The sequence below is a fragment of the Pantoea sp. PSNIH1 genome, assembly GCF_007680655.1.
Lineage (GTDB): Bacteria > Pseudomonadota > Gammaproteobacteria > Enterobacterales > Enterobacteriaceae > Pantoea > Pantoea eucrina.
The window spans coordinates 264,730-278,694 of record NZ_VEIP01000001.1 but is presented as its reverse complement, the minus strand read 5'-3'; the positions used below and the strand labels follow the sequence as shown (position 1 = coordinate 278,694).

Genomic DNA, 13,965 nt, shown 5'->3' with positions numbered 1-13,965 from the left:
GTGTTAGCAGACTTCATTACGCGGCTCAGTGGCTTAATAAAGCTGTGTGGCGTGTTATCGACGATGTAGCAGTGAGCGTTAGGTTTCACCATCGCCCGGCCCGCCGGGATAGTGGCGTCATTATGCTGCTGCTGAGGGACGAGTAATGATGAACAAAGAGTTGGAAGCACAGAGAGGAAACGGCAGGCGCAGGTAACGGATATCAGGAGGCAGGTACTGCAGAGAGCAGACCGGGTGCGCATCGCTGCGCACCCGGTCACGAACATCACACTTCTTCGCTGAACTGCGGGACCGGATTACGGAAAGTACGGGTCACGAACGCCAGGTAGATGATACCAATTGCGCCCCATACCAGACCCAGCACCATGGAAGTCTCTTCGAGATTGATCCAGAGTGCACCCACCGTCAGCGCGCCCATCACAGGCAGCACCAGATAGTTGAGATGGTCTTTCAGCGTCTTGTTACGCTTCTCACGGATCCAGAACTGCGCGATCACAGAGAGGTTAACAAAGGTAAACGCGACCAGCGCACCAAAGTTGATCAGCGCCGTAGCGGTCACCAGATCAAAGTTGATAGCCAGCAGTGCCACCGCGCCGACCAGCAGTACGTTCAGTGACGGCGTGCGATATTTTGGATGCACGAAGCCAAAGATACGCTGCGGGAAGACGCCATCGCGGCCCATCACGTACATCAGACGTGAAACGCCTGCGTGTGCTGCCATGCCTGACGCCAGCACGGTCACCACGGAGAAGATCAGGATCCCGATCTGCAGCGCTTTACCGGCCACAAACAGCATGATTTCAGGCTGTGACGAGTCCGGATTCTGGAAACGCGAGATATCCGGGAAGTAGAGCTGCAGGAAATAGGAGACCGCGATAAAGATCACACCACCAATCAGCGCCGTCAGGAAAATGGCGCGCGGAATGGTGCGTTCAGCATCTTTGGTCTCTTCCGACAGCGAGCTGATGCCGTCAAAGCCGAGGAACGAGAAGCAGAGAATCGTCGCACCGGTGATCATCGGCACCACCTGAGCATGCTCAGACCAGAACGGCTTCGTGCTCACCAGCGTACCGGAGCCAATACCGTGCGCCACACCGTAAACCACCATACCGGTGATCACGGCCATGACTACAACCTGCAGCACCACAATGACGCTGTTAAAGTTGGCCACGGTTTTGATACCACGCAGGTTGGAGATGGTCATAAAGGCCACCAGCAGCACAACGAAAATCCACGACGGAATGCCCGGCACCAGCGACTCAAAGTAGCTTTTTGCCAGCAGGATGTTGATCATCGGCATGAACAGATAGTCCAGCAGCGATGACCAGCCCACCATAAAGCCGACGTGCGGACTGATGGCTTTCTGAGCGTAGGTATAAGCGGAGCCCGCAGATGGGAAGCGGCGTACCAGCTTACCGTAACTCACAGCCGTAAACAGAATCGCAATCAGGGCGAAAGCATAGGCGGTGGCGACGTGGCCGTCGGTTAAACCTGACACAATGCCGAAGGTATCAAACAGGGTCATTGGCTGCATATACGCCAGGCCCATCATGACGACCGGAAGCAGGGTCAGAGTTTTTTTCAGATGTGCACGCTGAGGTGCGGCAGAGGTATTAAGCGACATTGTTCAGACCCCCTACAGCAGCAACTGATGTCAGTTGTACCACAGGGATACTGCGCAACGTGCTGCAGTGAGAAGTGATATTAGTGTTTGCGATTGTCGCCGCGCCGTAATCATCACGAAAGCGAGAACCAGCCAGTGCTGGTGCAATTGTAAACAGTCCCATCTTTGTTCCTCAAATCTCACGCAGAAGCGTGTTTCGGTGTCTATCTATCCGGATACGTGTCCGGCCTCGGTTATGTATGTATTAAAAACATTATGCAAAAAAATAACCGACGCTCAATGCGTCGGCTATGTTCTGTCTTTTGCAGGGGGCATATTTTGCCCCAACTTATACCATCGACACAAGACGTTAACGCAATTCTTCTGTGCGTCAGGCGTTCTTTAGCATCCAGTCAATCTCTGTAGCGGTGATCAATCGCTCAAACTCGCGCAGCTCACACTGCTTGCAGCTATGCCACACGCGGCTGAAACGCTCTCCCAGCAGCTTCTGCAGCGGGTAGCTGCTCTCAAACTCATAGAGTGCGTCGCTCTGGCGAATCGGCAGTGCCAGCCCTTCCGCCGCATGTCCGTTTCCGGTCACCGCATGAGGTAAAGGTAGCTGATTATCCAGACCGTGCAAAATACCGGCAAGAATTGTTGACACGACCAGATAGGGATTTGCATCCGCACCCGCTACACGATACTCCACGCGATGGTTCTCTTTGTCGCCGCACGGAATGCGCAGCGCCACGGTGCGATTGTTATGTCCCCACGACGCCTGCAGCGGCACAAACGACTCTGGCGAGAAGCGCCGGTAAGCATTGACGTTGGGCGCCAGCAGCGCCATTGACGCCGGCATCAGGTCAATCATGCCCGCCAGCGCGCGCTTCAGCAGCGGCGAGTTGCTGCCATCATCGAGAGAGAAAGCGTTATGATCCGCCGCGTCGAGCATGCTGATATGTACGTGCATACCGCTGCCGGCATACTCTTCATAGGGCTTCGCCATAAACGTGGCGGTCATACCGTGATTTTCCGCCACCTGCCGCACCAGTCGCTTCAGCAGCACCGCGTCGTCGCACGCTTTAAGGATGTCCTGCGTGTGATGCAGGTTGATCTCAAACTGGCCCGGTGAGGCTTCTGCCAGGGCGCCATCTGCCGGGATACCCTGCCGCTGCGCCAGCACGTCGATATCGCGCAGCACGTCAGCAAAATTGTCGAGATTGTCCACGGAGTAAACCTGACAGTGCATGTTGCGCTCTGCGCTGCCCGGCGAGCACGGTGGCTGAATAAAGCCGCCGGCGTCACGTTGCTTATCAACCAGATAGAACTCCAGCTCTACCGCTACCACCGGAAACAGCCCGCGATTGCGCAGCTGCTGCCACAGCCGGTTCAGCACGTTTCGGGGTTCAACGTCAAAGGGAGTGCCATCTTGGTTGCACATCGTCAGCAGCAGCTGGGCAATGCGTTGCGGATCGGAAGCAGAAGGGATAAGCGTGCCAGGAACAGGAATACAGAGGTTGTCGGGTTCGCCAAGTGCCTGTCCGAGACCGGCTTCCTCAACGGTGTTGCCGAGAATATCCATGGCAAAAACAGAGGCGGGAAAGTAACACCCTTTTTCCAGCTTTGGCAGCGCGGCAACCGGAATGCGCTTACCGCGAAAAACACCATTTAAATCATTTAACAGGATATCGACATACTGCGTTTCGGGATGGCGTTCCAGCCAGGTTTTCACCTCCAGCTGGAACGCGCTTGTTCGCTTCTCTTCACTGTGCCGCGTGAAATCTTCTACTTCCACGATATTCGTCATATACCACCCGCCAGTTACCGTTAATGAGGTTTGCGCGATGCTTTAATTCCGAACTACAGCTCTAACATAGCGCCAACACAAATAGTGTGCAAATGTAACAATCTGGTTTGCAGTTCGGCGCGGGCAGATTAGATTGAGAATAACAGGCTCGCTTAAACGCCTGCCTGAATTTGCCGGCAGAGCGTCAGCACTCTCAGCGTGGTAACCCGATGATGACAGATGCTGTAAAACCGCTGATCGGAATAGTGATGTGCCAGAACATGGCCGGTCCCCACCCCGCTCAGACGCTGCACAATAAATATCCGGATGCGGTGGTTGCGGCCGGTGGCGTACCGCTGCCGCTGCCGCATCAGCTGCTGCAGGCACCAAAGCTGCTGGCGCAAAGCATGGCGCTGCTGGACGGCCTGCTGCTGCCCGGCAGCCCCAGCAATATTGAACCCTGGCACTATGGCGAAGCGGGCAGTGAAGCGCACAGCGATCCGGGGCGCGATCGCCTGGCCTTTGCGGCCATTACCTGGGCCACCAGCCGGCAGATGCCGCTGCTGGGTATCTGTCGTGGCCTGCAGGAGCTGGTGGTCGCCAATGGCGGCGCGCTCTATCGTCAGCTGCATCAGGTTGACGGGTTTCAGGATCACCGTGAAGACCCCGCCCGGCCGCTGTCGCAACAGTACGCTGCGGCGCATCTGGTCACGCCGGAACCGGGCGGGCTGCTGAGTCAGCTGCCTGACTGCCAGGCCCCCTTCGCCGTTAACTCACTGCATGCGCAGGGCGTACGCACGCCGGGTCCGCAGCTGCGCATAGAAGCACGCGCCGCAGATGGCGTGATTGAGGCGGTGAGCCTGCGTCATCACCCTTTTGCGCTGGCGGTACAGTGGCATCCGGAGTGGCAGTCTGAGCAGAACCCGGTTTCACGCCAGCTGTTTGCTGCTTTTATTCAGGCCGCCAGCGATTATCACCGGGCACGACCCTGAGGAGGATGTGATGCACCATGTGGAGAGCTATTACGCAGCCAGCGCTAACCCGCACGCCCCCTGGCCTGCGCTGCAGGAGAGTATTCAGTGCGACGTCTGTATTATCGGCGGCGGCTTTACCGGTCTCTCCTCGGCGCTGTTTCTGACCGAAGCGGGCTACGACGTGGTCGTGCTGGAGGCGGCCACCATCGGCTTTGGTGCCAGCGGACGTAACGGCGGTCAGGTAGTTAATTCCTATAGCCGCGACGTGGATGTGATCGAGCAGCGCTACGGTAAAGAAACCGCCGCGATGCTCGGCAGCATGATGTTTGAGGGTGCCGATATTATCCGCGACCGTATCGATCGCTACGCCATCAGCTGCGACTACCGGCCGGGCGGTATTTTCGCTGCCCTCAACCCGCGGCAGATGGGCCACCTGCATCGTCAGCAGGCGAGCTGGGCGCGCTACGGCAATCAGAGCCTGGAGCTGCTGGATGAGCGCGGCATCCGGCGGGAAATCGCTACCGATCGCTATGTCGGCGGTCTGCTGGATAAGCGCGGTGCGCATCTGCATCCGCTGAACCTGGCGCTGGGAGAAGCGGAGGCGATCCGCCGCCACGGCGGGCGTATTTATGAACACTCCGCCGCCCTCGCCGTGCACTACGGCGCACCGCACCGCATTACCACCGCGCACGGGGAGGTGCATGCTACCTTTGTGATCTTTGCCGGCAACGCCTATCTGCCGGCGCAGCTGGAGCCGCGCCTGAGCTGCAAAAGCATGCCGTGCGGCTCGCAGATTGTAACCACCGAACCGCTGAGCCGCGACCAGGCGCTCGGGCTGCTGCCTAACAACTACTGCGTGGAAGATTGTAACTATCTGCTCGATTACTTTCGTCTTACCGCGGATAACCGTCTGCTGTATGGCGGAGGCGTGGTATATGGCGCGCGCGAACCAGCTGACATTGACGCTCTGATCCTGCCCAAGCTGCAGCGCACATTTCCGCAGCTGCGCAATATCAAAATCAGCCACCGCTGGAGCGGTAATTTTCTGCTGACGCTGTCGCGGATGCCGCAGTTTGGTCAGCTGGAGCGGAACGCCTATTTTATGCAGGGCGACAGCGGCCATGGCGTAACCTGCACGCATCTCGCCGGCAGGCTGATTGCCGAGGTGCTGCGCGGTCAGGCGGAGCGGTTTGATGCCTTTGCCCGGCTGCCGCATCTGCCATTCCCTGGCGGACGCCGGTTTAAAGTTCCTCTGACGGCAATGGGCGCCGTATGGTATGCGCTGCGCGATCGGCTGGGCGTCTGAGCCGCAGCGGGAGACGCAGATCTCCCGCCGGGTTTATGCCAGCGGCATGCGTGCCGGATCGGGGTAGCGATACTCAAAGCCGAGCTCATCGCAGATTTTTGTGCCATCAATCAGTTTGCCGGTCGGGCGGCCGGACTGCGCACTGAACGTGGGCGGCACCAGGCCCAGCTTCTTTGTCACGTCAGGGTAAAACGTATCCCGCGACGGATGATGCGGCGCGCAGAGGTTGTAGGTGTGCCCGCCTTTTGGCCGCTGCAGCAGCAGCATAATCGCCTCTACCACATCATCCAGATGCACCAGGTTCACGCCGTGACTGCCCTGTTCCAGCCCGGTTTTCCCGGCCAGAAAGCGACCAGGATGGCGATCCGGCCCCACCAGACCGGCGAGCCGCAGAATATCCACGCTGGTGCCCGGCAGGCCGTGCAGCCAGTGCTCCAGCTCGACCAGTGTTTTGCCGGCGACTGTCTCCGGCTGGAGCGCGCTCTGCTCTTTCATGATCCCCTCACCTGCGCCGTAGACCGAGGTGGAGCTGGTGAAAATAATGCGCGGCACCCGGCTTGCCAGCGCCGTGTCCACCACGTTTTGTACCGCCTGCATATAGGCGTCAGCCCCCTGCACGGTGCGGCTGGCCGGCAGCGTAACCACCAGCGCATCCACCTGCATCAGCGCCTCAAGTTCGTCAGCATCACACTCAATTTCCGGCGTCAGTTTCAGCTGATACGCCTCAATGCCGCAGCGCCGCGCGGCTTCAACGCCATCCGGCGTGGTTTTTGTGCCGGTCACTTCCCAGCCCCGCGCCGTCAGCGCCATTGCCAGCGGCATCCCCAGCCAGCCCAGACCCGTAATCGCGACTCGTTTCATCTCTGCTCCTGCTGTTGCGCGCCATCGTTATCTCATCTTAGAGCGGCGCTGCCCGGCAAACCAGCGCAAAGTGTTGCGGAAGGTTCCGTAAACTGACGTTAAAAAAGGGTTGCCAAGCCGCGCCATCTTCGCTAGGTTAATCAGCACGCAAATGAATACTCATTCAGCAACGGAATTTATTATGACACGCGTTCAGTTCAACCATCATCACCACCATCACCCTGACTAGTCTTTCAGGCGATGTGTGCTGGGAGACGTTCAGGATCTTCCAGTGGTGCGAGCGCAAAGAGAGCCCCCGGAAGATCATCTTCCGGGGGTTTTTTTATGGGCGAACGCAAACGTAACACGTTCAGACAGGATCAAATAAGAGGACAGGAACCATGTTAGATAACACCCGTTTACGCATAGCTATGCAGAAATCTGGCCGTTTAAGTGATGAATCACGCGAACTGCTGGCGCGCTGCGGCATCAAAATCAACCTTCAGCAGCAGCGTCTGATTGCGTTTGCGGAGAACATGCCTATCGATATCCTGCGCGTGCGCGATGACGATATTCCCGGTCTGGTGATGGATGGCGTGGTCGATCTCGGCATTGTCGGTGAGAACGTGCTGGAAGAGGAGCTGCTGACCCGCCGCTCGCAGGGTGAGGATCCGCGCTACTTTACGCTGCGTCGTCTGGATTTCGGCGGCTGCCGCCTGTCGCTGGCGATGCCGGTAGATGCCGACTACACCGGTCCGCAGTGCCTGAACAACGCCCGTATCGCCACCTCCTATCCACATCTGCTGAAACAGTATCTCGACAAACAGGGTATCCCGTTTAAATCCTGCCTGCTGAATGGTTCAGTAGAAGTCGCGCCGCGCGCAGGCCTGGCTGATGCGATCTGCGATCTGGTCTCTACCGGCGCCACGCTGGAGGCCAACGGCCTGCGTGAGGTCGAGGTGATCTACCGCTCCAAAGCGGTACTGATCCAGCGCGACGGCGAGCTGCCGGCTGCCAAGCAGGCGCTGGTCGACACCATGATGACGCGTATCCAGGGCGTGATCAAAGCGCGCGAATCAAAATATATCATGCTGCACGCGCCGAGCGAGCGGCTGGAAGAGGTTATCGCCCTGCTGCCTGGCGCCGAGCGTCCTACCGTGCTGCCGCTGGCGGGCGAAGTGAGCCGCGTGGCGATGCACATGGTCAGCAGCGAGACGCTGTTCTGGGAAACCATGGAAAAACTGAAAGCGCTGGGCGCCAGCTCGATCCTGGTGCTGCCGATTGAAAAAATGCTGGAGTAACCGATGAGCACCCTGATGACCCCAATCAGCTGGCAGCAGTGCGACGCCGCACAGCAGCAGGCGCTGCTGCAGCGTCCGGCCATTGCCGCTTCTGCCACCGTCAGCGCCACCGTGCAGAACGTGCTGGCGGAAGTGAAATCGCGCGGCGACGCGGCACTGCGCGACTTCAGCGCGCAGTTTGATAAGGCGCAGATCAGCCAGCTGCGCGTCTCTGCGGCAGAGATGCAGGCCGCCAGCGCACGCCTGAGCGACGAGCTTAAACAGGCGATGGCGGTTGCCGTGCGCAATATTGAGACCTTCCACAACGCCCAGATTCTGGCCGCGGTGGATGTCGAAACGCAGCCCGGCGTGCGCTGTCAGCAGATTACGCGGCCGGTGCAGTCGGTAGGCCTCTATATTCCGGGCGGCTCTGCGCCTCTCTTTTCCACCGTGCTGATGCTGGCAACGCCGGCGCGCATCGCTGGCTGCGGCCGCGTAGTGCTCTGCTCGCCGCCACCGGTTGCCGATGAAATTCTCTATGCCGCACAGCTGTGCGGCGTGCAGGAGGTGTTTCAGGTCGGCGGCGCGCAGGCGATTGCTGCACTGGCTTTCGGCACCGAATCGGTGCCGAAAGTGGACAAAATCTTTGGCCCGGGCAACGCCTGGGTGACGGAGGCGAAGCGTCAGGTCAGCCAGCGGCTCGACGGCGCGGCTATCGATATGCCTGCCGGCCCCTCTGAAGTACTGGTGATCGCTGATGAAGGGGCGACGCCCGCGTTTGTCGCCTCTGACCTGCTGTCGCAGGCGGAACACGGTCCTGACTCTCAGGTGATCCTGCTGACGCCGTCGCAGAGGCTGGCCGAAGAGGTCGCGCAGGCCGTTGAGGCGCAGCTGGCCGCACTGCCGCGCGCCGCCACCGCGCGTCAGGCGCTGGCGAGCAGCCGCCTGATCGTGGCGCAGGATCTGGCGCAGTGCGTGGCGATTTCAAATCAGTATGGTCCGGAGCACCTGATCATTCAGACGCGCCAGCCGCGCGATCTGGTCGATGCTATCACCAGCGCCGGATCGGTATTTCTCGGCGACTGGTCACCGGAATCTGCCGGTGACTACGCCTCGGGCACTAACCACGTCCTGCCAACCTATGGCTATACCGCCACCAGTTCCAGCCTCGGACTGGCAGATTTCCAGAAGCGGATGACGGTGCAGGAACTGACGCCGCAGGGCTTTATGAACCTGGCCGCCACCATTGAAACCCTGGCCGCCGCCGAGCAGCTTGATGCGCACAAAAACGCCGTTACCCTGCGCGTTGCCGCCCTGAAGGAGCAAGCATGAGCACTGAAATTGAAACGTTAGCGCGTGCTAACGTCCGCGCCCTGACGCCCTACCAGTCAGCGCGTCGCCTGGGTGGCAACGGGGATGTCTGGCTGAACGCTAACGAATTTCCGCTGCCGGTGCCGTTTGAGCTGTCACAGCAGACGCTGAATCGCTATCCGGAGTGCCAGCCGCGGCTGGTGATTGAGCGCTATGCCGCCTACGCCGGTTTAACCCCGGAGCAGGTTCTGGTCAGCCGCGGCGCTGATGAGGGCATCGAGTTGCTGATGCGCGCGTTCTGCGAGCCGGGCAAAGATGCCATTCTGTTCTGTCCGCCGACATATGGTATGTACAGCGTCAGCGCCGAAACTATCGGTATTGAGTACCGTACCGTGCCGGCGCTGGACAACTGGCAGCTTAACCTGCCGGCCATTGCCGGTAAGCTCGATGGCGTAAAAGTGGTTTACCTCTGCAGCCCGAACAATCCGACCGGTAACCTGATCAATCAGGATGATATCCGGGCGCTGCTGGACATGACCGCCGGTAAAGCGCTGGTGGTAGCAGACGAGGCGTATATTGAGTTCTGCCCGGCCGCAACGCTTGCGGCGTGGCTGCAGGCGTATCCGCATCTGGTGATCCTGCGCACGCTCTCAAAGGCGTTCGCGCTGGCGGGTCTGCGCTGCGGTTTCACCCTGGCTAACAAGCCGGTTATCGATCTGCTGATGAAGGTGATCGCACCTTATCCGCTTGCCACGCCGGTCGCTGACGTTGCGGCGCAGGCGCTGAGCGAGGCGGGCATTGCGCTGATGCGTCAGCATGTCGCTGAACTCAACGCGAACCGCGCATGGCTGTATGAACAGCTTCCGCAGCTGCCCGTGGTGGAGCAGGTGTTTCCGAGCGAGACCAACTACATTCTCGCGCGCTTCACCGACTCGCCAGCCGTGTTTAAATCGCTGTGGGATCGGGGCATTATTCTGCGTGACCAGAACAAAAATCCCGGTCTTGCCGGATGCCTGCGCATCTCAATTGGTACCCGAACCGAGTGCGAGCGCCTGATCGCCGCGCTGCAAGCCTTTTCCGTGGAGCAAGCATGAGCCAGAAGATCCTTTTTATTGACCGTGACGGCACGCTGATTGCCGAGCCGCCGTCTGACTTTCAGGTAGATCGCCTGGATAAGCTGGCGCTGGAGAAAGATGTGATCCCCGCGCTGCTGGCGCTGCAGGAAGCGGGCTACCAGCTGGTGATGATCACCAATCAGGATGGTCTGGGTACCGAAAGCTTCCCGCAGGCCGATTTCGATGCGCCGCATACGCTGATGATGCAGATCTTTACCTCGCAGGGAATCAACTTCAGCGATGTGCTGATCTGCCCTCACCTGCCCGCCGATAACTGCGACTGCCGTAAACCCAAAACCCGGCTGGTTGAGGCGTGGCTGGCAGAGGGCGCGCTGGATAAAACCAGCAGCTATGTGATTGGCGACCGTCAGACCGATCTGCAGCTGGCGGAAAACATGGGCATTCAGGGCCTGCGCTACGGCGCCGAAGGCGAGAGCTGGGCCTCCATTCAGGCGCAGCTCACCAAACGCGACCGCTATGCGCTGGTCAACCGCAACACCAAAGAGACGCAGATCAAAGTGGAAGTGTGGCTCGACCGTGAAGGCGGCAGCAAAATCAACACCGGCGTCGGCTTTTTTGACCACATGCTGGACCAGATCGCGGTACACGGCGGCTTTCGCATGAATATCGACGTCAAAGGCGACCTCTATATTGACGATCACCACACGGTGGAGGATACCGGCCTGGCGCTGGGCGAAGCGCTGCTCAGGGCGCTGGGCGACAAGCGCGGCATTGGCCGTTTCGGCTTTGTGCTGCCGATGGATGAGTGTCTGGCGCGCTGCGCGCTCGATATCTCCGGCCGGCCGCATCTTGAATACAAAGCGGAGTTCAGCTACCAGCGCGTAGGCGATCTCAGCACTGAGATGGTCGAGCACTTCTTCCGCTCGCTCTCCTACGCCATGATGAGCACGCTGCACCTGAAAACCAAAGGCCGTAACGATCACCACCGCGTGGAGAGTTTGTTCAAAGCCTTTGGCCGCACGCTGCGCCAGGCGATCCGCGTCGAGGGGAATACCCTGCCGAGCTCAAAAGGAGTGCTGTGATGAACGTGGTCATTCTCGACACCGGCTGCGCCAATCTCTCGTCGGTCAGATGGGCGATTGAGCGCCTCGGCTATACGCCTGAAGTGAGCCGCGATGCCGATGTGGTACTGCGCGCCGATAAACTGCTGCTGCCGGGCGTCGGCACCGCACAGGCGGCGATGAACCAGCTGGCAGAGCGCGAGCTGATTGATCTGATCAAAGCCTGTACGCAGCCGGTGCTGGGGATCTGCCTCGGTATGCAGCTGCTGGGACGCGGCAGCGATGAGAATGGCGGCATCAGCACGCTGGGTATCGTTGATGAGCCGGTGGCGCTGATGGATACGCAGGGCCTGCCGCTGCCGCACATGGGCTGGAATCAGATCACCGCCAAAGCGGGACACCATCTGTTCCGCGATATTCCGGATGGCAGCTACTTCTACTTTGTGCACAGCTACGCGATGCCGGTTAACGCCGCCACGATTGCGCAGTGTGACTACGGCCTGCCTTTTACCGCCGCACTGCAGAAAGATAACTTCTTTGGCGTGCAGTTTCACCCCGAGCGCTCCGGCAAAGCGGGCGCGCAGCTGCTGAAAAACTTTCTGGAGATGTAATGATTATCCCCGCGTTAGATTTGATTGATGGCAAGGTGGTGCGCCTGCATCAGGGTGACTACGGTCAGCAGCGCGACTACGGCAGCGATCCGCTGCCGCGCCTGCAGGAGTATGAACGCCAGGGCGCCGGTGTGCTGCACCTGGTGGATTTGACCGGTGCAAAAGATCCGGCTAAGCGCCAGATCCCGCTGCTGACCACGCTGCTGCGCGGCGTCAGCGTACCGGTGCAGGTTGGCGGCGGCATTCGCCAGCGTGATGATGTGGCCGCCCTGCTTGCCGCCGGGGCCACGCGCGTGGTGGTCGGCTCAACGGCAGTCAAACAGCCGGAAGAAGTGAAAAGCTGGTTCAGCGAATTCGGTGCCGACGCCATCGTGCTGGCGCTGGATGTGCGCATCGACGCGGCTAACCGTAAAGAAGTGGCGATCAGCGGCTGGCAGGAAGCGGCGGGCGTTACGCTGGAAGAGGTGATTAGCTGGTATCAGCCGGTGGGCCTGAAGCATGTGCTCTGCACTGACATTTCACGCGACGGCACGCTGAGCGGCTCAAACGTGGCGCTGTATAAAGAGGTGTCTGCTGCTTTTCCGGACATCGCCTTTCAGAGTTCCGGCGGCATTGGCTCGCTGGCGGATATCGCCGCGCTGCGCGGCAGCGGTGCGCAGGGTGTGATCGTCGGTCGTGCCCTGCTGGAAGATAAATTTACGGTAGCGGAGGCGATTTCATGCTGGCAAAACGGATAATCCCCTGTCTGGACGTGCGTGACGGACAGGTTGTAAAAGGCGTGCAGTTCCGCAATCACGAAATCATCGGCGACATTGTGCCGCTGGCGCAGCGCTACGCGCAGGAAGGGGCCGACGAGCTGGTGTTTTATGACATCACCGCCTCATCGGATGGCCGCGTGGTCGACAAAAGCTGGGTCTCCCGCGTAGCGGAAGTGATCGACATTCCGTTCTGCGTCGCGGGCGGCATCAGAAGCGAGGAGGATGCCGCGCGCATTCTGCAGTTTGGCGCTGACAAAATCTCGGTCAACTCCCCGGCGCTGGCCGATCCGACGCTGATCACCCGTCTCGCCGACCGTTTTGGCGTGCAGTGCATAGTAGTAGGCATTGATACCTGGTTTGATGAGGCGAGCGGTAAATATCACGTCAACCAGTATACCGGTGATGAAGCGCGCACCCGGGTTACGCAGTGGGAAACCCTTGACTGGGTGCGGGAAGTGCAGAAGCTCGGCGCGGGCGAGATCGTGCTGAATATGATGAATCAGGATGGCGTACGTAACGGCTACGATCTGGTTCAGCTGCAGAAGGTCCGCGAAGTGTGCAGCGTGCCGCTAATCGCGTCCGGCGGTGCCGGCACCATGCCGCACTTCCTTGACGCCTTTACGCAGGCAAACGTTGATGGTGCCCTGGCGGCGTCGGTGTTTCATAAGCAGATTATTAATATCAGTGAGCTGAAAAACTTTCTGATCGACAACGGTGTGGAGATTCGCGCGTGTTAACAGCAGACCAACTGGCCCGCCTGGACTGGGTCAAAACCGCGGGCATGATGCCCGTTATCGTGCAGCACAACGTCTCCGGCGAAGTGCTGATGCACGGTTATATGAATGAGGCGGCGCTGGAAAAAACGCTGGCGGAAGGCAACGTCACCTTTTTCTCGCGCACCAAAGAGCGGCTCTGGACCAAAGGCGAATCCTCCGGCCACTTTCTGCAAGTGTTGAGCATTACGCCAGACTGTGATAACGATACGCTGCTGGTGCTGGCGAACCCGGTCGGGCCGACGTGCCATCTTGGCACCTCCAGCTGCTTCTCGCCTGCCGCCCCGGAGTGGACGTTCCTCTATCAACTGGAGCAGCTGCTGGCGTCGCGGAAAGATGCCGATCCCGCCAGCTCCTATACCGCCAGCCTCTACGCCAGCGGCACCAAGCGTATTGCGCAGAAGGTTGGCGAAGAGGGCGTGGAGACCGCGCTGGCGGCCACGGTGAACGATCGTCATGAACTGACCAACGAAGCCTCCGACCTGCTCTATCACCTGATGGTGCTGCTGCAGGACCAGGATCTGGATTTAAGCGCGATCGTTAACAATTTGCGCGTCCGTCATAAGTAACCAATTGTGCAACATGC

Annotated in this window: 14 protein-coding genes and 1 other annotated feature; of the genes, 11 read left to right on the top strand and 3 right to left on the bottom strand. The window is 59.5% G+C overall.

The features are described from left to right. Positions 1-265: 265 nt before the first annotated feature. Together FS690_RS01250 and FS690_RS01245 are read right to left on the bottom strand one after the other, a co-directional pair. A complete protein-coding gene (locus FS690_RS01250; RefSeq protein WP_104085170.1) occupies positions 266-1,624 on the bottom strand; it encodes an APC family permease in 1,359 nt (452 codons plus the stop codon). 370 nt (positions 1,625-1,994) lie between these two features. After that, a complete protein-coding gene (locus FS690_RS01245) occupies positions 1,995-3,410 on the bottom strand; it encodes a glutamine synthetase family protein (protein WP_145338960.1) in 1,416 nt (471 codons plus the stop codon). A 209-nt stretch (positions 3,411-3,619) separates the two neighbouring features. Here FS690_RS01245 and puuD point away from each other — a divergent pair, with 209 nt between their 5' ends. Next, positions 3,620-4,381, top strand: a complete 762-nt coding sequence (puuD, locus tag FS690_RS01240) for a gamma-glutamyl-gamma-aminobutyrate hydrolase (RefSeq protein ID WP_071668093.1) — start codon at positions 3,620-3,622, stop codon at positions 4,379-4,381. 10 nt (positions 4,382-4,391) lie between these two features. After that, positions 4,392-5,669, top strand: a complete 1,278-nt coding sequence (locus tag FS690_RS01235) for an FAD-binding oxidoreductase (protein ID WP_145338959.1) — start codon at positions 4,392-4,394, stop codon at positions 5,667-5,669. 33 nt (positions 5,670-5,702) lie between these two features. On the opposite strand, the gene FS690_RS01230 is transcribed toward FS690_RS01235, so the two are convergent. Then, complete coding sequence (locus FS690_RS01230) at positions 5,703-6,530, bottom strand: SDR family oxidoreductase (RefSeq protein WP_039385302.1); 828 nt, start codon at positions 6,528-6,530, stop codon at positions 5,703-5,705. Positions 6,531-6,711: 181 nt separating this feature from the next. On the opposite strand from FS690_RS01230, the gene hisL reads away from it, so the two are divergent. From hisL to hisIE, 9 genes are all read left to right on the top strand, one after another. Beyond that, on the top strand, positions 6,712-6,759 hold the full coding sequence (hisL, locus tag FS690_RS01225; protein ID WP_100396937.1) for a his operon leader peptide: 48 nt from the start codon (positions 6,712-6,714) through the stop codon (positions 6,757-6,759). Further along, positions 6,735-6,856 (top strand) — a sequence feature (His leader region). (Overlaps the previous gene by 25 nt.) A gap of 54 nt (positions 6,857-6,910) precedes the next feature. Further along, positions 6,911-7,810, top strand: a complete 900-nt coding sequence (hisG, locus tag FS690_RS01220) for an ATP phosphoribosyltransferase (protein WP_039385304.1) — start codon at positions 6,911-6,913, stop codon at positions 7,808-7,810. A 3-nt stretch (positions 7,811-7,813) separates the two neighbouring features. After that, on the top strand, positions 7,814-9,121 hold the full coding sequence (hisD, locus tag FS690_RS01215) for a histidinol dehydrogenase (protein ID WP_145338958.1): 1,308 nt from the start codon (positions 7,814-7,816) through the stop codon (positions 9,119-9,121). After that, positions 9,118-10,194 (top strand): histidinol-phosphate transaminase, encoded by a 1,077-nt coding sequence (hisC, locus tag FS690_RS01210; protein WP_108569548.1) that lies wholly within the window; start codon positions 9,118-9,120, stop codon positions 10,192-10,194. Before hisD ends, hisC begins: the two co-directional genes overlap by 4 nt. Then, positions 10,191-11,258, top strand: coding sequence for a bifunctional histidinol-phosphatase/imidazoleglycerol-phosphate dehydratase HisB (hisB, locus tag FS690_RS01205; RefSeq protein WP_039385309.1), 1,068 nt, complete (start codon positions 10,191-10,193; stop codon positions 11,256-11,258). Before hisC ends, hisB begins: the two co-directional genes overlap by 4 nt. Beyond that, complete coding sequence (hisH, locus tag FS690_RS01200) at positions 11,258-11,848, top strand: imidazole glycerol phosphate synthase subunit HisH (RefSeq protein ID WP_039385312.1); 591 nt, start codon at positions 11,258-11,260, stop codon at positions 11,846-11,848. Before hisB ends, hisH begins: the two co-directional genes overlap by 1 nt. Continuing rightward, positions 11,848-12,585: a 1-(5-phosphoribosyl)-5-[(5-phosphoribosylamino)methylideneamino]imidazole-4-carboxamide isomerase gene (gene hisA, locus FS690_RS01195; RefSeq protein WP_039385314.1), complete on the top strand. Its 738-nt coding sequence runs from the start codon at positions 11,848-11,850 to the stop codon at positions 12,583-12,585. Before hisH ends, hisA begins: the two co-directional genes overlap by 1 nt. After that, positions 12,567-13,343 carry an imidazole glycerol phosphate synthase subunit HisF gene (gene hisF, locus FS690_RS01190; protein WP_039385316.1) on the top strand — a complete coding sequence of 259 codons (777 nt, stop codon included), beginning with the start codon at positions 12,567-12,569 and terminating at the stop codon, positions 13,341-13,343. Before hisA ends, hisF begins: the two co-directional genes overlap by 19 nt. Then, positions 13,337-13,948: a bifunctional phosphoribosyl-AMP cyclohydrolase/phosphoribosyl-ATP diphosphatase HisIE gene (gene hisIE / locus FS690_RS01185; RefSeq protein ID WP_145338957.1), complete on the top strand. Its 612-nt coding sequence runs from the start codon at positions 13,337-13,339 to the stop codon at positions 13,946-13,948. Before hisF ends, hisIE begins: the two co-directional genes overlap by 7 nt. Positions 13,949-13,965: the final 17 nt, after the last annotated feature.

Bases quoted from the DNA above. Each gene is read 5' to 3' on its own strand.
- FS690_RS01250 (WP_104085170.1), bottom strand. From the start codon at position 1,624: ATGTCGCTTAATACCTCTGCCGCACCTCAGCGTGCACATCTGAAAAAA.
- FS690_RS01245 (WP_145338960.1), bottom strand. From the start codon at position 3,410: ATGACGAATATCGTGGAAGTAGAAGATTTCACGCGGCACAGTGAAGAG.
- puuD (WP_071668093.1), top strand. From the start codon at position 3,620: ATGATGACAGATGCTGTAAAACCGCTGATCGGAATAGTGATGTGCCAG.
- FS690_RS01235 (WP_145338959.1), top strand. From the start codon at position 4,392: ATGCACCATGTGGAGAGCTATTACGCAGCCAGCGCTAACCCGCACGCC.
- FS690_RS01230 (WP_039385302.1), bottom strand. From the start codon at position 6,530: ATGAAACGAGTCGCGATTACGGGTCTGGGCTGGCTGGGGATGCCGCTG.
- hisG (WP_039385304.1), top strand. From the start codon at position 6,911: ATGTTAGATAACACCCGTTTACGCATAGCTATGCAGAAATCTGGCCGT.
- hisD (WP_145338958.1), top strand. From the start codon at position 7,814: ATGAGCACCCTGATGACCCCAATCAGCTGGCAGCAGTGCGACGCCGCA.
- hisC (WP_108569548.1), top strand. From the start codon at position 9,118: ATGAGCACTGAAATTGAAACGTTAGCGCGTGCTAACGTCCGCGCCCTG.
- hisB (WP_039385309.1), top strand. From the start codon at position 10,191: ATGAGCCAGAAGATCCTTTTTATTGACCGTGACGGCACGCTGATTGCC.
- hisH (WP_039385312.1), top strand. From the start codon at position 11,258: ATGAACGTGGTCATTCTCGACACCGGCTGCGCCAATCTCTCGTCGGTC.
- hisA (WP_039385314.1), top strand. From the start codon at position 11,848: ATGATTATCCCCGCGTTAGATTTGATTGATGGCAAGGTGGTGCGCCTG.
- hisF (WP_039385316.1), top strand. From the start codon at position 12,567: ATGCTGGCAAAACGGATAATCCCCTGTCTGGACGTGCGTGACGGACAG.